Origin of the sequence: Streptomyces sp. NBC_00078, from assembly GCF_026343335.1 — a bacterium.
Lineage (GTDB): Bacteria > Actinomycetota > Actinomycetes > Streptomycetales > Streptomycetaceae > Streptomyces.
The window spans coordinates 38826-63397 of the sequence record NZ_JAPELX010000001.1 but is presented as its reverse complement, the minus strand read 5'-3'; the positions used below and the strand labels follow the sequence as shown (position 1 = coordinate 63397).

The following is a 24572-nucleotide window of genomic DNA, read 5'->3' as shown; positions in this document are numbered from 1 at the left end:
AATCTCTCGGGCACACTTCGGCGAGTTGCTCGAAGAACTCGCGCCCCGGTGGCAGGCCGCCCGCGAGTCGGCGCGCTGCACGAACGGCGTGGCGGCGCCCGCAGACGGGCCGCCGGCGCCGGACCCGAGCAGTGGCTTGCTTTCACCGATCGGCTCCTGACCACCCTCGTCCATCTACGGCTCGGGCTACCGCACGCCGCGCTGGCCAGGGCGTTGTGGCCAGCTGAGCGCTGACGCCGGTTGAGGCGGCGGGGGACTGTCGGTGGCTGGTGGCAGGATCAACGGCATGGTTTTCGTACGTACTACTTCGCCGCGGCCTGTCGAGGTGGGCGCGGTCTTTCCCGAGCTGGCTCCGTTGGCGCGGCCTGCCATCCGGCTGCATCCGCGTCCGGGGTCGCCTTCGGTCAGGGACAGCTCGGTCGGCGGGCCGTTGCTGTGGCCGGCAGGAAAGCCGTGGCCGCACTGCGAAGACGCGCACCTGCACGTGGACACCGGATTCCGCCGGTCACCGACCGAAGTGCGGCTCCAGAGACGCTTGCAGTCCCGGTGGCGCCCTGATGACCGGCCTCCCGCGTTCACGCCCGAGGAACAAGCGCTCAGCGAACGCAATGCCGAGTGGCTCGCTGAACGACTCGGCGCCAGCCCTCCCCGGCCCGCCGAATGCCCGGTCCCGATGTTGCCCGTGGCTCAGCTGTTCCTGCGTGACATCCCCTTGTTGCGGCCGCCCGGGCAGGCCGATCTGCTTCAGATCCTCTGGTGCCCGTACGAGCACGAACCGAATTACAAGCCGTCGACCGCACTGTTCTGGCGCTCGGCCGCGGAGGTCGGCGACATCCTCGCCACACCACCGGAACCGTACGAGGCGGACTATCCGGGTTACGTGCCGGAGCCGTGCGTGCTGGCGCCAGAAGCGATCACCGAGTACCCCAACAGCCTGGATCTGAGCCCCGGGTTGCAGCGGATGCTGGAGGACTGGAGCAGGTGGCAGGCGGCCGGCGTCGACGTGGACAGCTCCTATGCGGAGTATCCGCGCGACTTCTATTCCATTCATCTGGGCAACGCACCCGGCTGGAAGGTCGGCGGCTGGCCCCCTTGGGGCCGCACCGACCCGATCCCCCGGTACTGCACTGCTGGGTGGCCGATGGCGTGGCGACCATCAGCGGACGGACGGACGGAAGCGGATAGCGATGCTGGCGTCCCGTATGCCGTGGCGCCCGCCGCGGATAGGGTGGACGGTGATCGACAGGAACGGGCTGGGCGAGGGCGGCGGACGGCGTGGGTGGTGCCGAGGAGAGCAGGGGCACGGGCACCGGGCGCCCGACGTCGAGGGACGTCGCCCGGCTCGCCGGCGTGTCCCACACTGCGGTGTCCTTCGTGTTCAACGGCCGCGCCGAGGGCAACCTCTCGCCCGCGACCCAGGAACGCATCCGGCAGGCCGCCGTTCAGCTGGGCTACCGCCCCGACCCCGTCGCCCGCGGTCTGCGCCGTCGCCGTACGGCCGTGATCGGGCTGGTCACCGACGAGATCGCGTCCTCGCCGTTCGCCGGTCGGCTGCTGCGCGGCGCCATGGAGACCGCCTGGGACAGCGAACACCTCGTGCTCACCGTCGACTCCGGCGGTGACCCTGCCAAGGAGGACGCGGCCGTGGCGGAGCTGCTCGACCGGCGGGTGGACGGCATCATCTACGCGGCCATGTCGCTGCGCCGGGTGCGGGTCCCCGAGGGCTTGCACCGCACTCACTCCGTACTGGCCAACTGCCTGCCCGAGGACGACTCCCTGCCCGCCGTGGTCCCCGCCGAGCGCGCCGGCGGCCGTACGGCGGCCCGGCTGCTGCTCGGCGCGGGCCACCGCCGGCTCGCCGTGATCGGCGGCCTGGGCGACATCGCCTCGGTGGAACGTACCCGCGGCTTCCGGGACGCGCTGCGCGCCGAGAGCGTCACCGTGCCCAAGGAATGGATCGTGCGCGGCGGCGGGGAGATCTCCGCGGGTTACGCAGGGGCGCTGCGCCTGTTCGACGGTGTCGATCCGGGCCGCCGCCCCACGGGCGTCCTGTGCTACAACGACCGGGTCGCGGCGGGTGTCCTGCATGCCGCGGCCCGGCTCGGGATCGATGTGCCTGTCGAGCTGTCGGTGGTCGGTTATGACGACCAGGAGCACATGGCGGCGTTCCTCACCCCGCCGCTCACCTCGGTCGCGCTGCCGCACCGGGCGATGGGCGAGGCGGCGGCCCGGCTGCTCCTGGACGCCATCGACACCGGCCGTACGCCGCCCCCGACCGTCCGGCGTCTGGCCTGCCCGGTGGTCAGCCGAGCCTCCGTGGGTCCGGCGCCCACCCGGTGACCTGGGCTCCCGGCCCGTCGACCGTCAACTCGGCGATGTCGCCGGGGCGCTGGTAGACGCGTTCGGTGACCATCGCCCGTTCCGCGACGAAGAGTTCGAGGAGTGAGGCGTCGACGAGGAGCCGCAGCGCGAGTTCCGGCCCCTTCGGCACATGCACGGTGATCGGGGCGGAGCCTTCCCTGCCGGTCCGGGGCCAGGCGCTGCGATCGAAGAGGACGGTTCCCTTGGCGGGGTCCGCCCGTACGGTCAACTCCCGCCCCGACGCGTCCCGGAGCAGGCTCACCGTGGTCGGTCCGTGCGCGACGACCGTCAGGTCGTACGCCTCCGGAAGCGGAGTCCGGCCCCCCGGAGTGGTGACGAAGGGCTCAGCAGGGCGCAAGAGTTCGAGTTCCGGGGCTGGGCGTACGCGCAGCGAACCGTCGGGGTGCACGTCGACGACTCGTGGCGCGGTGAGTACGCCTGCCCATCCGGCTCGGTGCACCTCCTCGTGCGGACGGGCCTCCCACGACCAGCCCCACAGCAGTGCGCGGTCCTGCTCCTGGAGTACGGCGGGAGCGTAGAAGTCCCGCCCCTGGTCGAGCCGGGCGCCGGTGCGCGCCTCGAACCTCAGCGTTGCCTGGCCATCGACCTGCAGACGGCCGGTCAGGTATGCGGTCGAACAGGGATCTCCGTCCCACAGGGACACCAGAAGGACGTGGTCGCCGCCGGCTGTCCGGTACAGGTGGGGGCACTCCCAGCCCACCGCCTTGTCACCGAACGCACCCGAGGCCACCGGGTCCCTGCCGTCCAGCAGCACACCGGCGAACCGCCAGTCGGTCAGGTCGTCGCAGTCGTAGAGCAGGACCGACGGCGTGCCGTCGGCGTGCCCGGCCCCGACGAGGGCCCAGCGCCGGTCCGCGTGGCGGAAGACGAACGGGTCGCGGAACATCACCACGTCCAGTCCTGGCGGCGGCCCTGCCACCACCGGCGTCGGCTGCGGCTTCCACTCGGTCAGCCGCTCGTCTTGCGGGTCCGCCGCCCGCGCCAGGCAGATGGTGCCGAGACCGGCGTGGTCACGGTCGATTCCCGTGTACACGGCGGTCGGTGTGCCGGCGTCGTCGACGACGCAGCCCGACCAGCAGCCGGCCTCGTCCGGTCCGCCGGGTGTCGGTGTGAGCGCGATCGGGTGGTACTCCCAGTGGATGAGGTCGCGGCTGGAGGCGTGGCCCCAGTGGATGTCGGCGTGCACCGGGGCGCCCGGGTTGTACTGGTAGAAGAGGTGATGGCGGTCGCGCCAACGGAACGGTCCGTTGGGGTCGTTGATCCAGCCGGCGGGCGGACGGATCCTGAAGCGGGGTGTGTGGCTCAACGGTTGACTCCTGCTGAGGTGATGCCCTCGCGCAACGGGCGCTGGCCCACGAGGAACACGGCGACGGCGGGGAGCATCGACAGAACGACCCCGGCCAGGACCACCGAGATCGACCCGGTGCCGAGGTTGCCCTGCAGGGAGACCAGGCCCAGCGGAAGCGTGTAGTTCTGGCTGGAGGTCTCCAGGATCAGCGGGCGGAAGAACTCGTTCCAGTGGTAGTTGAAGGCCAGTACCCCGACGATCGCCAGGCCGGGTGTGGCCAGCGGCGCGTACACCGAGCGGAAGATCCGCCAGGGCCCCGCGCCGTCCAGCATGGCCGCCTCGCCGAGGTCCTTCGGCATGCCGAGGAAGTACTGGCGCATCAGGAAGGTGCCGAAGGCGGTCGGGAAGGCCGGGATGATCAGGCCGAGGAGGGTGTCGGTGAGGCCCATCGACTTCAGCACCAGGAACACCGGCACGATGGTGACCTGCAACGGCACCATCATGGTCGCCAGGACCAGGCCGAACAGCGGCTTCTTGAAGCGGAACTCCAGGCGGGCGAAGGCGTATCCGGCAAGGCCGGCAGTGATCATCTGGCCGAGGGCGATCAGCGCCGTCACCAGTGTGGAGTTCAGGGCGAGCAGCCATACGTCGATCTGCTGGAAGACCCCGCGGTAGGCGGCGGTCGTCGGGTGGGCCGGGATGATCTGCGGGGGCAGGTCGAAGGACTGGGCCGGGGTGCGCAGGGAGGTGGCGACGGTCCAGATGACCGGCCCGAGGGTCACCAGGGCGCAGACGGTCAGTCCGGCGATCCGGGCCCAGGGGGCGAGCGAGTACCGTGCGCGGCTCAGGGTCGGGGTTGCTTGGCTCATGCGGCTCACCGGCTCACTGGTAGTGGACGAAACGCCGGCTGAGCCGGAACTGGACGGCGGTGACCGCCATGATCAGCACGAAGAGCAGCACGCCCACCGCGGACGCCTCACCGAAGTCGAGCTGCTCGAAGGCCCTCTCGTAGATCACCATCACCACGGTGCGGGTGGCGTCCCCAGGACCGCCGTCGGTGAGGACGTACGGCTGCTCGAAGACCTGCAGGGCGTTGATGATGCCGACCACCGACGCGACGAGCAGCGTCGGCGACAGCAGCGGCAGCGTGATGCCCAGGTGCTTGCGCAGGCCGGTCGCGCCGTCGAGGGCCGCGGCCTCGTCGATCTCCTTGGGAATGTTGTTCAGTCCGCCGACGAACAGCAGGAACGAGAAGCCGAACTGCTGCCAGACGTAGACCAGGATCACCGTGGCCATCGCCGCGTGCTCCGAGGTCAGCCAGGGCACGGGCGCGACGCCGACCAGGCCGATCAGCCAGTTCACCACCCCGAAGTCCTGGTTGAACAGGTACTTCATCACCACCGAGATCGACGCGGCGGACAGCACGAGCGGGAAGAAGAACGCCGAACGGAACACCGACCGCAGCCACACCGGCATCCGCCCGTTCACCACGAGCGCCAGCGCCAGCGCGATCAGGAGTTGCAGCGCGACCGCGAGGACCATGAAGAGGAGGGTGTTGCGGAAGGAGACCAGGACGGTCGAATCCGTGAAGGTGGTGCGGTAGTTGGCGCCGCCGGCGAAGCGGGGCGGGTCGATCACGTTCCAGCGGAACAGGCTCAGCACGATGGACCCGGCGATCGGTACGACCGTGAAGACGACGATCCCGACGACCGTGGGCGCCAGGAACAGCGCGGCCAGCAGCCGGGTGCCACGGTCGCGGACGGAGGACCGGGCGGTGACGGCGGGTGGCCGGACGGGCGGTGAACTCACTTCCTGTACCTGGGTGTTCGTCATACCTCACGCTCCATGGCCTGCTCCAGGTCGCCCTGCATCCGGCGCAGCGCGGGACCCACCGCACGCGGCGAGGCCAGCGCGGTGCCGGTGTACTTGAGCAGGACGTCGGTCACCTCGGCGACCTGCGGCGGCGCCGGGATCGGGCCGGTGTCGGGAAACCGGTCGAGGGTGTCGTAGAAGACCTGCCAGTGCGCGGGGCCGCTCTGGGCGTAGCGGGCGGTGTTCAGCATCGAGCGCCGTGCCGGGGTGGTCTGGTTGCCGCGGAACAGCCGGGTCATGGTGTCCTTGCGTGCGGCGTATTTGATGAACTCCCAGGCGGCTTCCTGCTTCTTGGAGGTGCGCAGCAGCGCGTAGCCCGCCGCGCCGAACTGGTGGCGCTGGGTACGCCAGCGCGGGAAGTACTGCACGTCGTAGTCGTCCGCCCGCATACCGGCCAGATGCAGCCCGCCCGCCCAGAAGCCGCCCGCCGGGGTGACGCCGACGCGGCCGGTGGAGAACACGCCGACCAGGTTGGTGCCGTTGCCGCCCTCGGGACGCGAGCACAGGTCGTCCTGGACGAGGGAGGCGAGATAGTCGTACGCCTCCTCGACCCGGTCGGCGGTGGCCTGCGGGGTGGTCCAGCGGAAGCCCCCGCCGCGTCCCCGCCGGTCGTCGGCCGCGTAGAAGGCGTCCCACAGCCACGAACCACCGGGAGCCTTGGACTCCTTGAGCAGGTTCGTGCCGTTCGCGAAGAGCCAGGGCACCACGCCGCCCCACAGCCGGTTGGTCCAGAAGTACGGCGTGAAGTGCGCGCCGCCGGCCCGCTTCATCTCCCGCAGCAGCGCGGTGAAGTGGTCGCGGCTCCAGTCGGCCGGCGGGAAGTCCGCACCCGTCCGCTTCAGCACCTGCTTGTTGAGGTACATGTCGGCGGCGTTGAACTCCATGGGGAGCTGGTAGAGGCTCCCCTCGTACATCATCGACTCGACCAGCGAGGGGTGGACGTCGGCGAAGTACTCGCGCAGCTGAGCCTTGTCCCGGCGCACCCAGCGGTCCAGGGGCACTCCGAGCTTTTGGGCGAACAACTGCACGCCTTCGGTTGCCACATAGACCAGGTCGGGTGCGGTGCCCGCGGCGATCTGGGTGAGGATCTTGGCGAAGAAGTCCGACCAGTCGACAGCCTGCACCGCGTTCACCCGCAGCGGGATGTCCGGGTGAATGCGGTGGAAGCCCTTGGTAAGAGCGTCGACGGTGGCCGGATCGAAGGCGGAGCCGAGGGTGGCGACGACGAGGGAGCCGTCGTCGCGGCCGGGGATGTCGGCTCCCGTGAGCCGGTCCCAGCTCGCGGCGGTACCGGCCAGGGCGGCTGCGCCCGCCCCGTACGCGCCGTACGCGCCGTACCGCAGCAGTGTGCGGCGGGGGAGGTTCGAGTCAGTCATCGAACGGGCCTAACTCGTGTTAGTTCAGGGTTGATGCCCCAGATGATGGGAACCGGGCAATGCGCCTGTCAAGAGTCGGGAAGGCTTGACCTTTAACGAGTTAGGTCTACAGTCCTCGTTCACAACGAGCCGCTTTCTTTTCACGCCCTCCGCGTTGTGAGCCGCACTCGCGACGTGACGAGCCGCCACGGGCCCTCACAGGCCGCCACGAGAGGAACGATGTGTCATGCCCGGAACATCTGGGATTTCCAGGAGATCACTGTTCGCGGGATCGGCGGCGGGCGCCACCGCGCTGCTGCCCACCGGAACGGCCACGGCCGCCCCGAAGCCCAAGGCCACCACCAAGAAGGGGGCCACCACCAAGAACGAGGCCAAGGCCAAGAACGAGGCCAAGGCCAAGTCGACGGCGAGCGGGGCGAGTTACCGCTCCGCGTACCACTTCACGGTCCCCGACCAGTGGAAGAACGATCCGCAGCGGCCCGTCTGGATCGACGGCGAGTACCACTACTTCTATCTCTACAACGCCGACTACTTCACCGGCGTCGTCGGCACCGCGTGGCGCCTGGCCACCACCAAGGACCTGGTCTCCTTCACCGACCGCGGGGTCGCCGTGCCCAAGGACACCACGCCGGGCGGCGACCTCTGGTCGGGCTCGGCGGTGGTGGACACCGGAAACACGGCCGGCTTCGGCGCGGGCGCGGTCGTCGTCCTCGTCACCATGTCCCCCGGCGGCGGCACCGACCATCAGGAGCAGTTCCTGTACTACTCGACCGACGGCGGACTCACCTTCAGCAACTACGGGACCGACCCCGTCCTGCCCAACCCGGGCGTCGCCGACTTCCGCGACCCGAAGGTGATCCGCGACGAGGACCGGGGCCGCTGGGTGATGACCCTCGCCGAGAACAACAAGATCGGCTTCTACCACTCCGACGACCTCAAGTCCTGGACCTACGTGCACGGTTTCGTCCACGACGGCATCGGCGTCCTGGAGTGCCCCGACCTGTTCCGCATCACCGCCGCGGACGGCACCGTCAAGTGGGTGCTCGGCGCGAGCGCCAACGGCAAGAGCGCGGGGCTGCCCAACACGTACGCCTACTGGACGGGTTCCTTCGACGGCAGCATCTTCACCGCTGACACGAGTGACCCGCAATGGCTCGACCACGGCTGGGACTGGTACGCCGCCGTCACCTTCGAGAAGCGGGATGCGAGCGGCGCGGTGGACGCGGCTGCCCGGTACGCGATCGGCTGGGTGAACGCCTGGGACTACGCCAACACCACCCCCACCATCGACTGCGACGGGTTCAACGGCACCGACTCCATCGTCCGCGAGGTCACCCTGAAGAAGGCATCCGAGGGCACCTACCACCTCGCCTCCCAGCCCGTCGCCGGCCTCGACTCGCATGTCTCCCGCACCGTGAACCTGGGCGACGTGAGCGTGGACGGCACGAAGGTGCTCGACTACACCGGCATCTCCTACGAGGTGACCACCGAGATCACCTGGTCCCAACTCACCGGCGCCGGACTCCAGTTGAGGCGCTCTCCGGACGGCGGCCGGCACATCGACGCCGGGATCTACGACAACTACGCCTTCCTCAACCGGCGCAACACCGTGAACGCCGACACCTCCGGGAAGTGGCAGGAGAGCCACACCCCGTTCGACCCGTCCGCCGGCACAGTGAAGCTGCGCATCCTGGTGGACCGCACGTCGGTGGAGATGTTCGTCGACGACGGCCGCTACGTGCACACCAGCCAGGTGTTCCCCTACCTGCTGGATACCCGGCTCGCACTTTTCACGATCGGCGGCAGCGCGGTGTTCCGTAACACGGTGATACGCGAGTTCACGGTGTGACGCCGGGCAGGGGGGCGTGTGCGCAGCCCCGAACACCGGCGGGAGCTGGGGCCACGTGCAGCCCGACGTCGCCACGAACACGATCGCCGGCAGTGCCTCCCGGTCGCCGGCCCGCCGGCGCCCCACCCTGTGACGCCTCACCTTCGTCGGAGGCACGCCCGCCGCTCTGCCGATGCCGCGGATACGGCCCGTGACGCGGCTCGGCGATCACGGGGGAGGGGATGCCCGCGTGCGTGGCCAAGGAAGTGGCGAGACCGGTCAGGAATCGAGAAGCCCCGGCCACCGCCCAGCCCCTAGCGTGATGGACATGGCAACCACCGCTTCCACCGCAGCCCGCACGAACCTCGCGTCCGTCACCCTTGAGGTGGCCGACCCCGATGCCGCCCGCCGCTTCTACGGAGCCTTCGGCGTGGACACGTACATACGCCTGCGGGCGTCCGAGGCGCACTCGACTGGATTTCGCGGCTTCACCCTGGCCCTCACGGTGTCCGGGCCGGCCACCGTCGACGGCTTCGTCGCCGCCGCCGTGGACGCCGGTGCCGCGGTGCTGAAGCCTGCCGCGACGTCGCTGTGGGGTTACGGCGGCGTCGTCCAGGCCCCGGACGGGACGATCTGGAAGATCGCCACCTCGGCGAAGAAGAACACCGGCCCCGCCACGCGCGAGATCGACGAGGTCGTCCTGCTGCTCGGTGTGGAGGACGTGAAGGCCACCAAGCAGTTCTACGTGGGCCGGGGTCTGACCGTGGCCAAGAGCTTCGGCGGCAAGTACGCCGAGTTCGCCCCCGGTCAGTCCAGCCCCGTCAAGCTGGCGCTGTACAAGCGCCGCGCGCTGGCCAAGGACCTCGGCGTCCCCGCCGACGGCACCGGCTCGCACCACATCGTCCTGGGCAGCACCGCCGACGCCTTCACCGACCCGGACGGCTTCGCCTGGGAAGCCGCCGCGCCGCCCGGTTTGTGCAGCACTTGGTGATCACAGAGCAAGAAAAAGCCGATGAGCACCGACACCGGTCATGGGCGTCCTGTGGCGCGACGCTGCTGAGGATCTCCGAAACCTCCAACTCGGCTCGCGCGGTCCACCAGACTTGCTGTCGTTTCCCCACGGAGAAGGGACGGCCGGCATGGCGAACAGCGCACTTCTGGTGATGGACGTCCAACGGGACGTCGTGGCCATCGCCGACGACGGTTCCGGATATCTGCCGCGTTTGCGCAGGGCGATCGACGGTGCCCGGGCTGCCGGCATCCCTGTGATCTACGTGGTGATGGGGTTACGGCCGGGCGATCCGGAAGTCAGCCCTCGCAACCGGGTGATGACAAACGTCGTGCGGTCCGGCCTGTTCACCCAGGGTGCCCCTGGCACCGAGATCCATCACGAGGTTGCGCCCCAGCAGGGCGACGTGGTGGTTACCAAGAGGCGGGGGAGCGCGTTCTCGGGCAGCGACCTCGACTTGGTACTCAGGGCTCGCGACATCGACAGTCTTGTTCTCACCGGCATCGCCACCAGCGCTGTGGTGCTGTCCACCCTGTGGCACGCCATCGACCTGGACTTCGGCCTCACCGTCCTGGCGGATGCCTGCCTCGACACCGACCCCGAGGTGCACCGGATGCTCACCGAGAAGCTGTTCCCGCAGTGGGCAGACGTCCTCGCCGTCGAGGACTGGCTGAAAGCCATCGCACCGCAATAGCGGGAGGCCGTCCGCAGAAGCTGAGTAATTGTCAGTTCCTGTGGATCAGGCGCTCTGTGGACTCCTTGAGGCCCGTCATCTCGCCTGCGGCAATGCGGGTTACCGGTCGGGGCCGCCGTTCCACACGAAGACATGCGGCGGGGGAGGATCCCGCCGCCCGGCACCGACCGCCGAGGCCGGACCCTGATGCAGAACATGGCGCTCGGAAAGCACTTCCGTCAGGTCCGTAACGAAGTGCTGGAACCCCAACAGGCGCAGTACAGCGGCCCGTGTCATTGACGTTTGCGCACGGTTGCGGTGACGGCGGGAGTGGGTGCACCACCGGTTTCACCGGAGTGGGCGACCTCGCCCATGAAGTCACTCACGAGGGCCGCGAAGCGCAGCACGCTCTCTCGTGCGGTGCTCGTGTCGGGGTGGGCGATCCGCAGGTACGTCTGGTCTCGCAGCCGATTCACCCAGAGGCGTGGGACCGAGGTCCTGCCCATCGCGACGAGGGAGTTGACGTTGTGGTCGGCCCAGTCGACCGCTCCTCTGACGGACCGTAAGTCCAGGTACGACACCAGGGGAAGGGTGCGCGCGGCGTGCGCCAGGGGCCCGCTGAGTTCGGGCAGCAGCTCGGTCAGTCTGGCCGGAGTGACGCCGCTGGTCCGACGCGCCCGCTCCACACCGCCCCGGGCCGCGGCGAGGACCTCGGGGAAGGTCCCCGTCGCGGAGAACTCCATCGGCACGGTGTTGACGAACCAGCCCTGGGCGTACCGCCAGCGCCGTTCGTCGCGGGTGTGCACGAGCATCAGCGCCCGACAGGTGTCCGGGCCACCGAGGGCACGGCCGGCCGAGGCGAACGCGGCCAGGGTCCCGGCGAGGAAGTCCGCCCCCTGTGTTCTGCAGGCGCGGGCGAAGGACACCGCCGCGGAGGCGTCGAAGAGGTCCACGGTGACCGCCGCGGCCGGATACGCGGTGTCCGGCGCGATGCCCAGCGGAAAGGCGCCGGTGAAGGGACCGGACTCCAGGAAGTCGCGCCACTGTGCGACCTCCCCTGCGGAGGCGTCGAGCCGGGCGGAGCATTGACGCTCGAGCAGACTGAACTCGACGTGGGAGCCGGCATCCGGAAGGCGTGCGTCGGATCCGCTCAGGGCGGCGGCGTAGCAGGCGCGCAGTTCACTGAAGGCGAGCAAGATGGACAACCCGTCGGTGTGCGCGTGGTCTACCGCCAGGACGATCGTGGACTGCGTCTGTCGAGGTATGGCACAGACGACCAGTGGCGGCCAGGCCGCAGGGTCGGTCCCGCGGGCGAATCGTGTCCTGAGGTGATTCCGGATCTCTTCCGCTGTGTCATGGGTGCCGAGTGACATCGGGGCGAAGGAGACGGCCTCGGGCGACAGAGCATGGCGGCGCACCAGGTCCCTGTCGAGGGCGAACCAGGTGAGGAGCGTGGGGTGTCGGCGAACCCAGGCGGCCAGTGCCGCGGCCATCGCCTTCGTGTCCAGCCGTCCGGGCAGGTCGAAGAAGAGACCGAGCCAGGTTTCCGGCAGTTCGCCGGAGTGGGCCAGACGCTGGCGCAGATGGGATTCCTGAAGGTGACTGGGCGGCGCCGGATGCGGCACGGCTGCAGTCGCAGGGGCGGGAGCCGTGGCCACGGCCTGGAATTCGATCAGTTCACCCGGAGCCGGCGCGTACTCGGCCAGCGGAATCATTTTCACGGAACTTTCACAGATCCTTTCGAGTCGTGTAACCCGACCGGACAGTCGGTCGATACCTCGAAACGGCTTTGGCACGGAAGGCTGCCACTTGGAGAAATCGAGTAGCCTTCCGTCAGACGGAAGACTCTAGAAGGCTGGCACCTATAGGGGCAAGAAAATCGCGATTGAGTATCCATACGGTATTCACCAACCGGCAAGCCCGGAACCCGTCTGGGCAACTGGCTTGTAATCATCCCTGCCGGCTGTCCCGTATGGCCGATTGAATCGTTCACTCATTCACACAGGGCCCCTGACCTGCTCATATTTGATGCGCAGATGTCGAGGCGGGTGGCCGATATTCATCCCCACTGCCTCTTTGCTGCCGCTTCACCAAGGAGTACTTGAAGATTGACTGGTCTCGCCTGTAGCTTGCTCGGTGGTGATCGAAGGTGGCTCAGTAAAACCTGATGGCCGAAATCTGACACCCGGAAAATGCATGCTGCCCATCAGAGCTTTGGTACGGATCTACGGCGGATATATGGCATCCGAGACTTTCGACGTGTGTGTTGTCGGCAGCGGCGCGAGCGGTTCCATCGTTGCCCAGGAAATAGCGTCCAGCGGGCTCAGTGTGCTCGTGCTGGAGGAAGGAAGGACGCTCGACCCCGGCGAATCCTTGCGGAGCGCCGAGAGTGCGTGGGAAAGCGCGCTCGTGCCCACTCCCAGCGGCACATTGCTCCCTCTGGGCCGACCCTGGAGCGCGTCCGCGCTCGGTGGCGGCACGGCCCTGTACGCGGGAATCTCCTTCCGATTACGGGCCGTCGACTTCGACGCGCGGGCCCATGTCGCCGCCGACGCCCTCGACCCGGCATGGCCGATCGGCTATGACGACCTGCGGCCCTATTACGACCTCGTCGAAACGCGTATCGGAGTGGCCCGGGCCACCGGCGCCGACCCGCTCGAACCCCCGGGGCAGCCGGCCGTGATGCCCGCTCACCCCTTCAGCGCGCAGGGACGGCTGATCGCCGACGCCGCCCGGCGTATCGGGCTACGGCCCTTTCCGGCTCCGCTGGCCATCAACTCGGTCCCGTACGCGGGACGACCGGCCTGCGTACGATGCGGCCCCTGCAACGAACACGTCTGTCCCACCGGCGCCCGTGCGGACGCCGTGGCCCTGCTGTTGGGCAACCCCCCGCCGGCCGGCCCCCTGCGGGTCGAGCACGGCGCGAAGGCCCTGCGGATCGCGCTGCGCGACCGGCACCACGCCGACTCGGTCGAGTGGCTGGACTTGCGCACCCGCACCCGACACCTGACCCGCGCCCGCCGAGTCGTTCTCGGCGCCAACGCCGTCCAGTCCGCCGCACTCCTGCTGCGCTCGGCCCAGCCCGGTGCCCCGGCCGGCCTCGGCAACAGCACCGGGATGGTCGGCCGGGGCCTGTCCTTCAAGATCAGCGGCTACGTCTCGGGAACCGCACCGGTGGACGTCCGCTTCCCGGACCGTCCGGCCCGGGACCAGGACGGGCCGTTTTGCACCGTGGCGCTCAGCGACCACTACCTCGACGCCGACGCCCCCTCCGGACTCGGTGGCCTGCTGTACGAGGCGAGCGACGAGGACCGGGCGGTGCGGGACGGCCGTATCCGGTTGCGGATCCACTTCCTGGCGGCCGACCAGCCGATGCGTGACAACCGTGTACGGCTGTCACGGGAGCGCGGCCCGCTGAACCTGCCCAGGATCGTGCTGGAGTACGCGACACACCCCCTGGACAAACGGCGGCTGGGGTATCTCTCGCGGCGTGCGTCGGAGTTGCTGGCCAAGGCAGGCGTCGACGATGTCGCCTACGAGGACTCCCACTACCAGTTGGGCAGCAGGCATCTGCACGGCGGCTGCCGGGCCGGCGTCGATCCCGCGGAATCAGTGGTCGACCTCTGGGGCCGAGTCCACGATCTTGACAACGTCTACGTCGTGGACGGCAGCTATTTCCCGTACTCCGGCGGGGTCAACCCGACACTGACCATCCAGGCCAACGCGCTGCGCATCGCGCGCCGGATCGTCGCCGAGTCGGGCGCGGGCGGCCACGCACTGCCGGGCCCGGCCTGCACCGGCTGACACAGCCCTCCCGTCTCACGGCCCAGCCGTCCGCCTCGCGCCGGCGTGCTGTCGGGCTTTTGCCGGGCGACCTGCCCCTGGCCTTTCCGTCCCCACCCCTCCCCACCCCTCCCTCCTCTGGAGCACCCTCATGTCCACGCGTACGCTCGTCTCCGGCCACGCCGACGCCCTCGACCGGGCCCGTCGTTTCACCGCTTCGGAGAAATGGGACCTCGACCGACGGTTCCCCCTGGTCCTCGACCGTGCATCGGGCGCCGAGGTGTGGGACGTGGCGGGTAACCGCTACGTCGACTTCACCTCGTGCAGCGGCGCCGCCCCCCTGGGCGCAGGTCACCGCCCCGTCCTGGAACGTGTCGTGACCGAGCTCTCCCGCAGCGGCGGCATCCTGCCCGGACCGCTCTCCGCGCTGCGGGTCGAACTCGCGGAGCGACTGGCTGCGCTGTTCCCCGTGGCAGAACGTTCCTTCTTCTTCCGCACGGGATCGTGCGCCACCACCGCCGCCGTACGCCTGGCACGCGTGCACTCCGGCGCGCGCACCGTCCTGACGAGTGGCTATCACGGCTGGCACGACTGGCATCTGCAGGACCGGGCTCCCATGGGCCCGCCGGACCGGGACCCGCACAGCCTGGACTTCCGCTACGACCTCGACCTGCTCGACGCACTGGCCACCGTGCACGGCCCGGTCGCCGCGGTGATCGTCACTCCGGAGGTCAACTTCTTCCCGCAGGAGTACGCGCGCGCTCTCCAGGACACCGTGCGCCGCCATGGCGCGCTGCTGATCGTGGACGAGGTGATGACCGGCTTGCGGTATGCCACCGGCGGCTACCACACGGCCGCCGGCCTCACGCCCGACCTCATCACCCTGAGCAAGGGCCTTGCCAACGGCACCGCCCTGTCCGCGGTTGCCGGCCGGGCCGCGGTGATGGACGCGGTCGAGGACACCTATCTCGGCAACACCTATCAGCGTGAGGTCACCCCTTTCGCGGCGGCCCTCGCCACTCTGGACGCCCTGACGGACGGCACCGCGCTCGCCCGGATGCGCGAGGTCGGCGCACAGCTGATCCACGGGCTCAACTCGGTGTTCGCCCACCACTCCACGGCGGCCTGGGCCTTCGCCCACCCCACCATGTTCGACGTCGTCTTCGCGGATGCGGAGCTGGGGCAGGCGTTCTTCCAGCAGATGTGGAGCCGCGGTTTCCTGATGCAGTACGGCGGCCGGTTCATGCCGTCGGCCGCCACGGCGGACGCGGATGTGGACGCGGCGGTGACGGCGGCCGACGCCGCGCTGGCCGCGGCACTCGCGGAGACCGGCACCGGCGACACACAAGCAGACCGTGACGGCGAACTCCTCGCGGCGGCGACCGAGTTCGCCCGGGAGCGGTTCGTGGCCACCCCGGGCACCGTGGAGACGTGGTTCAGGCGCGCCGGACGTGTCTGAACACGGCCGTCGGCCAGCCCGCTTCCAACTTCCCGCTTCCCGCAGGAGAGTCATGCCCGTTTCCCCCGCCCTGTCCTCCAGCCCGGTCCTGCTCGGCGGCGAGAACCGCTCCGGCACCACCGTCCTCAGCGTCCTGCTTGACTCGCACCCGAGTCTGGTCGTCGGACCGGAGATCGACTTCACCGACCCCATTGACCTCGGCCCGCACATCCTTGCCGTGTGCGAGCTGATGGACCGCGGCGACCCACGGGTCGCCGGAACGACCAAGGACACCATCGACCCCGAGTGGTACGACGGCATGCACTTCGTCGTGCAGTGCGAGCGTTCCGGTCTCGCCCGAGACGACATACGCAACCTGGTGACCGGCCTGATGGCCGAACGTGGCACCCACCTGTCCTCCCCGGAGGACCGGTGTCGGCTGATCGACGCCATCGGCGCACTCCGGCGGCGCCGAACAGGCGCCGCCCGGTGGGGCCTGAAACTCCAGCGGAAGATCCAGGACATCGGCACGTATGCCTCGGTCTGGCCCCAGGCCCACTTCATCCACATCATTCGCGACGGCCGCGACCTGGCTGCCTCACACCTCAAGACCGTCCCCGACTGGGGCTACCGGACCGTCGCCGAGGCGGCCCACGGCTGGCTGGAGGTCGTCACCCGGCCGCGAGCGGCTGCGCCCGAGGGCCGCTATCTGGAGGTGCGGTACGAGGATCTCGTGACCCGCCCCCGCGAGACCGCCGAGCGGATGCTGGACCACCTCGGCCTGCCGTGGGACGAAGCCGTGCTGCGGCACGCGGAGCACGAGCACGCGCTGTTCGAGAGGCCCTGGGGACACCCGGCCGCGGAAGCCGCGGGCAGACCGCTGTACACCGGACGCAACGGGCGGTACCTCAAGGACCTCACTCCCGCGGAGATCAAGGAGTTCGAGCGGATCGCCGGCAGTGAACTGCGACGCCTGGGCTACGGCCTGTCGATGCCGGATCCCGGGAGCGCGGGGTGACGCAGGAGACAGGGCAGGCAGCAGCCCGACGCCGCCTGCCCCGCGGCTTCCACATCCTTCTGACAGCGCAGACGGTCTCCCTCGTAGGCTCCCAGGTGACGCTGCTCGCCCTGCCCCTGACCGCGATCCAGCTGCTCGACGCGGGGCCGTTCGAGACCGGGGTCCTACTCGCCTGCGGGCGCGCCCCCTACCTGCTGCTGGGTCCGCTCGCCGGGGTGCTCGTCGACCGGCTTCCGCACCGGATCCTGCTGATCACGGCGAACACGGTCATGGCGCTCGCCCTGGCCACCGTTCCGCTGGCCGCCCTGACCGGACACATCGGCCTGTCCCATCTGTACACGGTCGCCACCCTGGTGGGCGCGGCCACCGTGCTCGCCGACGTGGCCTTCCTGGCGTGCGTGCCCACCGTCGTGCCGCAGTCTCAACTGGTACAGGCACAGACCAGGCTGGAGCTGGGGCAGTCGGCAGCCCTGGCTCTCGGACCGCCGCTCGCGGGATGGCTGATCGCCGGTTTCTCCGCACCGAGCGCGATCCTCGCGGACACGGCGTCGTTCCTGGTGGCGGTCGCGCTGCTGCCGTACGTGACGATGGAGCGAGTGCCGGGCGCCCCGACGACCGCGGCCCCCGCGGGCTCCCGGACCCTCGGGCCGGCGCACGGCATGATCCGCAGCGTGATATCGGAGGCGGCCGAGGGCGCCCTCTTCGTACTGCGCACGTCCCGGCTGCGCGCGGTCACCCTCGCCACCGGCACGCTCATCTTCTGCTACAACGCCTACTCCGCCGTCTTCCTGCTCCATCTGACCGAGCGTCTGCACCTGAGCGCCGCCGCGACCGGCACGGTCACGGGCATCGCCGCGGTGGGGTGCGTCGTCGGCACACTGCTCGCCGGTCCGGCCGCGCGAGCCCTGGGCCTGGGCCGCGTTCTGGTCGCGTCCCTCCTGGCCAGCGCCGTCGGCGCGATGCTCACTCCGATGTTCCAGGTGTCGGGCTGGCTGGTGTGGCCGGCGGTGGGCCTCTCGCAGTTCCTGCTGTGGACCGGGCAACAGGTCTACAACGTCCACCAGGTACCGATCCGCTACGCCCTGACCCCGCCCGCGCTGCACGGCCGCGTGAACGCGAGCATCCGAACCGTCGTCTGGAGCCTTGCCCCGATGGGCGCCCTGCTGGGCGGCGCCTGCGGTGCCTGGTTCGGTACGCGCACGACTCTGCTCGGCAGCGGTGCCCTGATCGTGGCGGCCACGGCGTGGATCGTGAAGTCGCCGTTGTGGGCCGTACGAACGCCGCAACTCGCCGAGATGCACTCGGAACCCGGGTCCGGGACGGCCCACCCCACCACGCCCGACGAAGCCGCGCACCGGCCTCGTGGCGAACCGGACAAGCGCCCGTCCTGACATCACGGCCACGACCCCGCCGGACCGGCACCTCGCGTCCTCACCGCCGCTTCCCCCTCCTCGCACACAAGGCAGGACACCACGTGAAGTTCATCGACATCACCGCGCTCAGCCCGCGCCCGGGACGCCTGGCCATCTGGCGGGCCGATGCCCCGCCCCTGTCCTCCGGTCTGTGGACGGCCGACCCACGACCGGCGTCCCACGTCCAGGAAGCGCACATCACCCACGCGCTGGACTCGGCGGGTGAGGGCCCCCTGCAGCCGTCCTGGCTGGGCGTCACCTTCGACCTGCCCGGCGTACTCGACGAGGATGCCTTCGCCACCGCCCTACGCGGGTGGACGGACCGGCACGAGACCCTGCGCAGCCGCCTCGCTTTCGCCCCGAGCACCGCACCGGTCGGCCGTTTGCACCGCAGGACGCTGCCGACCGGAGCCGTGCGCATCCACCGCACCGAAGCAGGAGACCACGCCGACATCCGGCAGCTGGCGCGGTCTGTGGAGGAGCTGTTCGACCGCGAAGCCGGTCCCCTCGGCTGGCCCGGATACGTGTGTGCCACCATCAGCCGCCCAGAGGCGAGCACCGTCTGTCTGGCCGCCGACCACTCCTTGATGGACGGCTACTCCGTCTTCCTGGTCGCCCACGAGATCCACACGCTGTATGCCGCAGCCCTCGCCACCCCTGCCACCCCCGCACCGCCTCCCCTTCCGCCCACCGCCAGCTACCTGGACTTCGCGCAGGACGAGCGAGCCGCCGCCGACGCGTTCACGACCGAGCACCCGGCAATCGTCCGGTGGCAGCGATTCCTCACCGAGGCCGGAGACAGACTGCCGGAGTTCCCCGTACCGGTCGGCGAGACGAGCGGCAGCCCTGGCACCCAGCCGGGCGGATACACCCAGCTCCTCGACGCGTCCGCGGCACACGCCTTCGACCGGGTCTGCCGCGCAGCCGGGGGCGACAGCTTCACCGGCTTGCTCGCCTGCCTGGCCAAGGTGGGGAACGAGATCACCGGCTCGGACACCTTCCGCACCATGGCCCCCTTCCACACCAGGACGGACGGCTGGTGGCAGTCCGTCGGCTGGTATGTGGGCATGGCTCCGATCGCCTTTCCCTTGCGAGCGACGGACTCCTTCGCCGAGGCAGTGCGCTCGGCGGTCACCGGCCTGCACGGAGTAAGAGACCTGGCCCGCATCCCCGTCCCCCGAGCCGAGCAACTCCTGGGCAGGCCCCTCCGAGACCCTTTCATGGTGTCGTACATGGACCTTCGCCGTACCCCCGGCGCCCGGCAGTGGAACACCTGGCGACTCGTCACCCTCCGCGGGCGCACCAACGATCCGGACGAGGTGTGCTTCTGGATCACGCGCACGTACGACGGCCTCTCGGTCAGTTACCGCCACCCCGCCACCGGCCCCGCAGGTGTCGCCGTACCTCGCTACGTGGCCCGCGCACAGAACGCCCTGTCTGCCGTCACCGCCACCGGCCGCTGGCCACTCACCCCTGCCCCCGCTCGCCCCATGTCTCACCGACTCGACCACGCTTGATCCACGGCCCGCGCCCATCGAACGGTCCACCACGGCATACCGGCTACTCCAAGTCACTCGAACCGGTCTCCTCACCCACACCCGGCCGCTGTACAGAAGGAGACCGGGACGGCACTACGCCGAGTGACCGATCGGACAAGAGTCCAGGAGGCCGCGCCGGGTGGCGAAATCGTCCGCCCCGAGCACCCGCGGCGTGGTGAACTGCGGGTCCTGTAACGCCATGACCCTGCGCAGCAGCGTCATCCGCCCAGCGCCAAGGCGCAGTTGGGTAGCAAGCCGGGCATAGACCCGTCCTGCGGCGTGTACGCGCTCGGGCTCATCGGTGGCAGGAGGTATCCGAGCGGCAGATGGAACTCGTCCTCGGGCGGGGCCGGTCATCGATGAATCCGACGGCAAGATCACCGTCATCGAGTTAGACAGACCGGCAGTAGGTGCTGCCTGGGATCACGTACTGCGGTGAGTTTCCTGCAACGGGGCGTGGTTGAGTTCTGATCGTTGCTACGGAGGGTGACATCGGCCTGGTGCCCCGCGTGTGGTTGACCTTGCCGTTGCGTCAACTTCTACAGTCGTGTGTGGCCGGACAGTACGGTCGGGATGGGAGACGGTGATGGCCTGGTCGACCGCAGAGGTGGCCCGGATGTCGGGTGTGACATCGCGGACGCTGCGCCATTACGACGAGGTAGGCCTGCTGCCTCCGGCATGGGTCGGGAGCAACGGCTACCGCTACTACGAGGAGAGGGAGTTGCTGCGGCTGCAGCAGATCCTCGTGATGCGGGAGCTGGGCCTCGGGCTGGTCGAGATCGGGGTGGTACTGGCCGAGCAGGTCGATCAGGTGGAGGCGCTTCGGGTGCACCACCGGCGGCTTGTGGCCGAGCGGGACCGCCTGGACACGCTGGCCCGCACCGTCAGCCGCACCATCGCCGCGTTGCAGGACAGGAAGGACCACGACATGTCGACGATGGAGCACGAGAACCTGTTCGAGGGGTTCGACACCTCGCGCTACCAGGACCCGGCGAGCAAGCAGTGGCCGCAGGAGGCCGAGCAGTCCCAGCAGTTCGCCGACACACTCACCGCGCAGGACCACGAGCGGCTGCAGCAGGAGGCTACCGCGCTGCTGGTGCGATTGGCCGCGCTCATGGCGGCCGGCACGCCGGTGGCCGACCCGGCGGTGCAGGCCGAGGTGGACACGCAGTACCAGAGCCTGAGCCGGATGTGGACCCCGAACGGGGCCGCGTTTAAGGCCCTGGGCCAGGCCTATGTCACCGACCCGCAGTGGCGGTCGGTTTACGACCAGGTCGCTGACGGCCTGGCCGAATACCAGCGCGACGCGATGGCCGCCTACGCCGATGCCCGCCTGAGCTGACCCCCGCGCGTCGCCGGGAGGCTGCAGACTCCCGGCGCACCCCTGGACCTTCCTGGACGGTGCGGCCCGGCCGCAGCCTCCCGATGCGGCACGCCCCGAATCGCGCACCGAACAGGAACCCGCCGTGATCCCCACCAACTGGATCCGTCACCACCGCCCCCAGGACAACGAGCTCCTCGGCTACCTGTGCCCGGTCAACGGCACACCCGTTCAGTTCATCCCGGTCACCGTCTTCGGCTACCCCCTTGCCGCACCGACCGACCAGGACCAGGCCCGGCACGTCCTTCAGTCCACCGGCCTCAGCTGCCTGGCCGAGCCATGGCTCCTGACCGTGCCCGACCGCGCAGAACCCGTCACGGTCCAGATCATCGAGGCCACCCCGCGCCGGCTGCGGGTACGCAACACCGACTACGGCTACCAGGGCGCGTCCTTCGGCGAGGTCATCATCCTCGCGGTCCCCGACACCGACCGCCTCCAACGGGGCTGACCTCAGCCGACGGCACGCGCACTGCGGCGTGTCCGGCGCCCGGGACGGGCACGTCCCGGGCGCCGAAACCCGGCACTGCACGGAGAAGAGCGGCGGGATCGTTGATTTCTACCTGTCCCTGGCTGCCGCTCTGGTCACGCTCCGTATGTTCATCCGGCGAGCAACCAACCGCTACCGCTGGGACGGCCGCCCCACCACCCGACGCCTCAAGTGATCCAATTGCCGGTCGGGGTTAAGCAAGGAACTCGTCCACCGCGGTCATCCGGTGCCCTGCAGCAGCCTGCGAGCTGGTCCCGCAGCCGCCTGCAGTGGCCCGACGCACCCGCCCGGGCCGCCGCGGCGCTCTCGGTCCGCACCGTCGTCGGCTGAATCACTTGGTACCCCGACACACTCACCGAGGACGAGAACTGGCAGCTCAAGACGGTACTTGACGCCTGCCCGGGGCTGCAGCAAACCCATGGACTCGTGCGGGACTTCGCTCAGATGATGGGTGCAGTTCGGTTGGAGTGATCGTTCGGGCAGGTTTCGTCAGGTCGTAGCTGAGCGCCATAGCCAGCGGAGCGCATCGGGAAGTAGGACTCCGCCGTGGTTGGGGCTGTGGCCACCGTCGCCGAGGACGAGACGAAAGTCGTAGCCCGCTTCCGCGAGGGCGGCTGCCACACGCAGATTGCTGGCGAGCCAGTTCCTTTCGGGCCCGTTCCAATTGAGGTCGCGGTGGCCTGCCTGCATGAAGATTCGTAGCGGTTTGCGGGGTGCGCTGGGGATCAGGGCAGGGTACGGGTTTCCGTTCGGCATCTGCGTGAAGCTGGAGAGGTAGCAGATGACTCGCCGGAACTTGTCCGGGCGCATCCACGCAGCCGTGAGGGCGCAGTTGCCGCCGCTGCTGCCTCCGCAGATGGCCCATTGGTCGGCGTCCTCGGCGATCGAGTAGCGCCGTGTGACCTGGGGGATGATCTCAGTCAGGAGAAAGGTGACGTAGCGGTCGTCGAACGCGTCGTACTCGGCGTTGCGGTTCTTCGATTGTTCGGCGTTCTTGAGTACGCCGGGGTCGACGAAGACGCCGATAGTGACCGGGATCTCGTCACGGTGGATGAGGTTGTCCAACACGATGGCGCCGCGTACCTGCCCGTCCGGATCCAGGTACCACCATCCGTCCTGGAACACCATCAGCGACGCGGGTTCGGAGGGGTCGTATTGCGCGGGCACATGAACCCAGTACCGCCTCGTGGTGCCGGGGTAGATCGTGCTCTCGCACCAGTCGAACTCCACGGTCGAGCCGGCGGGGACGCCCGGCTTCCTATCCGAATCGGGCCCGTAGGCGTAGCGAACGTCTTGCTGGTCGATGGGGAGCGGACGAAAGGGCAGCTCGATGGTCACGTCCGCACCCTAGCTAAGGGCTTGCAGATCATTAACGCGTTGTCTTGATCATGCTGCTGGTGTCGCTACTCAGGGCTCGAACCCGAGCCTGGAGCGCAGCGAGGGCAGAGGGCGGAGTGGCCGCCGGCGGGATGACGATGCTGTGCGCCTGCAGAAGCGTCCTGATCTTCAGCAGGGTGCGGTGCATAGCGGTCCGGCTGCTGTCGAACAGCACGGCGAGGGGCTCTGCGGCCAGGGCAGCCCGCAGGTGAAGGACGGCTGCCAGGACCTGGTCGGGGAAGGCGAGCCGGGGCGGGCGGCCGCGCTTGACGTCGCCGTGGAGGGCCAAAGTGTTGGTGAGATCGCTCAGTTGCTGCCGGGACATGCCGGTCAGCGCGGGGTCAGACAGGAAAGCGGGGTCCCACTCCGGGGCCGGTTTGTGCGAAGCCCGGGGTGCTGGGCAGGGCTGGGGGTGCAGGGCATAGTTCCAGTCGCCGTGGAAGGCGTGTCGGGTCAGTGGCAGGGACGCCATCTCCGCGTCGCCGACCTGGACTCCGGTGGGGTAGACGTTGGTGTCCAACTCGGCCATGACACGCAGTCCGGTGCGGGTGGTGGTCGCGGCGATGGACTGGACAATGACTTCATGGCTGGTCAGCGGGCGGCCGCGCCAGTTCATGGTGATGTGCGAGAAGAGCCGGTGCTCGATCTTGTTCCACTTCGATGTGCCCGGCGGCAGGTGGCACACGGTGATCGTCAGTCCTGTTTCGGCCGCGAGCCGGGCGAGTTCGAGCTTCCAGGCCCGGGTGCGGTAGCCGTTCGAGCCGCCCGCGTCGGCGGTGATGAGCAGTCGCGTCGCCTGCGGGTAGGCAGCCCGGCCCTGGCCGCACCACCAGCGGCGGATCGATTCCACCGCGAATGCGGCGGTGTCGTGATCAGTGCCCACGTTGACCCAGCCGGTGTTCGCCGCAAGGTCGTAGATCCCGTACGGGACGGCCTTGCCCAGCTGGGGGTCGGCGAAGTCATGGACGTTCACCGGCGCCGGATCAGCCGCAGGCCGCCACTGGCGGCCGTTGTTCTTGAACTCGCCGACGAGCTCCTTCTTCTTGGTGTCCACACTGATTACCGGCTGGCCAGCGTCCCGGTGATCACGGGCCTGCTCGTTGAGATAGCGGAACTGGGCATCTCGGTCGGGATGTTGGCTTCCCTCGATGGTCTTGGCGTTGGCCTGCAGACTGAAGCCTTCCTCCCGCAGCAGGTCCGCGACGGTGTTCGCACTGACTTTGTGACCGGTCCGGGAGAGCTCTTGTGCCAACGTGCGGGTCGACTTCACCGTCCACCGCAGCGGCGACATCGGATCGCCTCGCTCGTCCGGCTCGACAAGCGCCAGGAGAGCCGGCCGTAGCCCCGGATCGAGATCTGCGACCCTCTTGCGGCCTCCGCCCGGCCGCCGCACCCGTCCCAGAGGCTCCTCGCCGGCCTCCAACTCGGACACGCCCTTGCGGACCGTGGTCTCACTCACCGAGGCCGACCGCGCGACGGCCCGAACGCCACCGTGTCCCAGCGCACGGGCCTCTGCGGCCATGAGCAGCCGTCGTTGCCGCTCATCCAGATGCGGGAACAACACCCCGAACTTCATGGTGACTTGGGCACAGATCTCGTCCGGAATGCGCATACCACATCAACGAGCCACGGAACGGGAAGCAACACCTTGATGATCTGCAAGCCCTAAGAGTTGTCCCGCAACACTGGACTCGTCTGTAGCGCCTGTTG

General features: G+C 69.2%; 18 protein-coding genes and 3 pseudogenes. 13 read left to right on the top strand and 8 right to left on the bottom strand.

The features are described 5' to 3' along the window. The first annotated feature begins 1275 nt into the window (after positions 1-1275). A complete protein-coding gene (locus OOK07_RS00315) occupies positions 1276-2340 on the top strand; it encodes a LacI family DNA-binding transcriptional regulator (RefSeq protein ID WP_266675726.1) in 1065 nt (354 codons plus the stop codon). Here the strand turns inward: OOK07_RS00315 and OOK07_RS00310 are convergent. The 4 genes from OOK07_RS00310 to OOK07_RS00295 are packed head-to-tail and all read right to left on the bottom strand — an operon-like array spanning position 2303 to position 6918. After that, positions 2303-3688, bottom strand: a complete 1386-nt coding sequence (locus OOK07_RS00310; protein ID WP_266675724.1) for a glycoside hydrolase family 32 protein — start codon at positions 3686-3688, stop codon at positions 2303-2305. The genes OOK07_RS00315 and OOK07_RS00310 overlap by 38 nt on opposite strands. After that, positions 3685-4539, bottom strand: a complete 855-nt coding sequence (locus tag OOK07_RS00305; RefSeq protein ID WP_266794590.1) for a carbohydrate ABC transporter permease — start codon at positions 4537-4539, stop codon at positions 3685-3687. Before OOK07_RS00305 ends, OOK07_RS00310 begins: the two co-directional genes overlap by 4 nt. Before the next feature lie 13 nt (positions 4540-4552). Next, complete coding sequence (locus tag OOK07_RS00300; RefSeq protein ID WP_266675720.1) at positions 4553-5503, bottom strand: carbohydrate ABC transporter permease; 951 nt, start codon at positions 5501-5503, stop codon at positions 4553-4555. Next, positions 5500-6918 (bottom strand): extracellular solute-binding protein, encoded by a 1419-nt coding sequence (locus OOK07_RS00295; RefSeq protein WP_266794589.1) that lies wholly within the window; start codon positions 6916-6918, stop codon positions 5500-5502. The genes OOK07_RS00300 and OOK07_RS00295 overlap by 4 nt, the downstream gene beginning before the upstream one ends. Before the next feature lie 226 nt (positions 6919-7144). Here OOK07_RS00295 and OOK07_RS00290 point away from each other — a divergent pair, with 226 nt between their 5' ends. After that, entirely contained in the window at positions 7145-8767 is a 1623-nt protein-coding gene (locus tag OOK07_RS00290; protein WP_266794588.1) for a glycoside hydrolase family 32 protein, read from the top strand. Positions 8768-8794: 27 nt separating this feature from the next. Here the strand turns inward: OOK07_RS00290 and OOK07_RS00285 are convergent. Beyond that, positions 8795-8923: pseudogene (locus tag OOK07_RS00285) on the bottom strand (IS5/IS1182 family transposase); the annotation flags it as partial. A gap of 47 nt (positions 8924-8970) precedes the next feature. On the opposite strand from OOK07_RS00285, the pseudogene OOK07_RS00280 reads away from it, so the two are divergent. The 3 genes and pseudogenes from OOK07_RS00280 to OOK07_RS00270 all read left to right on the top strand — a co-directional run. Next, positions 8971-9069: pseudogene (locus OOK07_RS00280) on the top strand (AraC family transcriptional regulator); the annotation flags it as partial. Beyond that, positions 9069-9737 carry a VOC family protein gene (locus OOK07_RS00275; RefSeq protein ID WP_266794587.1) on the top strand — a complete coding sequence of 223 codons (669 nt, stop codon included), beginning with the start codon at positions 9069-9071 and terminating at the stop codon, positions 9735-9737. The pseudogene OOK07_RS00280 and the gene OOK07_RS00275, both read left to right, overlap by 1 nt. Positions 9738-9885: 148 nt before the next feature. Next, complete coding sequence (locus tag OOK07_RS00270) at positions 9886-10449, top strand: cysteine hydrolase family protein (RefSeq protein ID WP_266794586.1); 564 nt, start codon at positions 9886-9888, stop codon at positions 10447-10449. A 272-nt stretch (positions 10450-10721) separates the two neighbouring features. On the opposite strand, the gene OOK07_RS00265 is transcribed toward OOK07_RS00270, so the two are convergent. After that, positions 10722-12143, bottom strand: a complete 1422-nt coding sequence (locus OOK07_RS00265; protein WP_266801849.1) for a condensation domain-containing protein — start codon at positions 12141-12143, stop codon at positions 10722-10724. Positions 12144-12666: 523 nt separating this feature from the next. Between OOK07_RS00265 and OOK07_RS00260 the strand changes: the two genes are divergently transcribed. From OOK07_RS00260 to OOK07_RS00225, 8 genes and pseudogenes are all read left to right on the top strand, one after another. After that, complete coding sequence (locus tag OOK07_RS00260) at positions 12667-14232, top strand: GMC family oxidoreductase (RefSeq protein ID WP_266675710.1); 1566 nt, start codon at positions 12667-12669, stop codon at positions 14230-14232. A gap of 130 nt (positions 14233-14362) precedes the next feature. After that, positions 14363-15670, top strand: a complete 1308-nt coding sequence (locus OOK07_RS00255; RefSeq protein ID WP_266794585.1) for an aminotransferase class III-fold pyridoxal phosphate-dependent enzyme — start codon at positions 14363-14365, stop codon at positions 15668-15670. Between the two features lie 52 nt (positions 15671-15722). Then, a complete protein-coding gene (locus OOK07_RS00250; protein ID WP_266794584.1) occupies positions 15723-16667 on the top strand; it encodes a sulfotransferase family protein in 945 nt (314 codons plus the stop codon). Next, on the top strand, positions 16664-18058 hold the full coding sequence (locus tag OOK07_RS00245; protein WP_266675704.1) for an MFS transporter: 1395 nt from the start codon (positions 16664-16666) through the stop codon (positions 18056-18058). The genes OOK07_RS00250 and OOK07_RS00245 overlap by 4 nt, the downstream gene beginning before the upstream one ends. 83 nt (positions 18059-18141) lie before the next feature. Next, positions 18142-19596, top strand: coding sequence for a condensation domain-containing protein (locus OOK07_RS00240; protein ID WP_266794583.1), 1455 nt, complete (start codon positions 18142-18144; stop codon positions 19594-19596). 607 nt (positions 19597-20203) lie between these two features. Continuing rightward, on the top strand, positions 20204-20959 hold the full coding sequence (locus OOK07_RS00235; RefSeq protein WP_266794582.1) for a MerR family transcriptional regulator: 756 nt from the start codon (positions 20204-20206) through the stop codon (positions 20957-20959). Positions 20960-21083: 124 nt separating this feature from the next. Continuing rightward, on the top strand, positions 21084-21446 hold the full coding sequence (locus tag OOK07_RS00230; protein WP_266794581.1) for a hypothetical protein: 363 nt from the start codon (positions 21084-21086) through the stop codon (positions 21444-21446). A 70-nt stretch (positions 21447-21516) separates the two neighbouring features. Continuing rightward, positions 21517-21660, top strand: a pseudogene (locus OOK07_RS00225) (IS5/IS1182 family transposase); the annotation flags it as partial. A 314-nt stretch (positions 21661-21974) separates the two neighbouring features. Here OOK07_RS00225 and OOK07_RS00220 read toward each other — a convergent pair. Both OOK07_RS00220 and OOK07_RS00215 read right to left on the bottom strand, forming a co-directional pair. Beyond that, on the bottom strand, positions 21975-22823 hold the full coding sequence (locus tag OOK07_RS00220) for an alpha/beta hydrolase (protein ID WP_266794580.1): 849 nt from the start codon (positions 22821-22823) through the stop codon (positions 21975-21977). A gap of 31 nt (positions 22824-22854) precedes the next feature. Then, a complete protein-coding gene (locus OOK07_RS00215; protein ID WP_266794579.1) occupies positions 22855-24474 on the bottom strand; it encodes an ISAzo13 family transposase in 1620 nt (539 codons plus the stop codon). Positions 24475-24572: the final 98 nt, after the last annotated feature.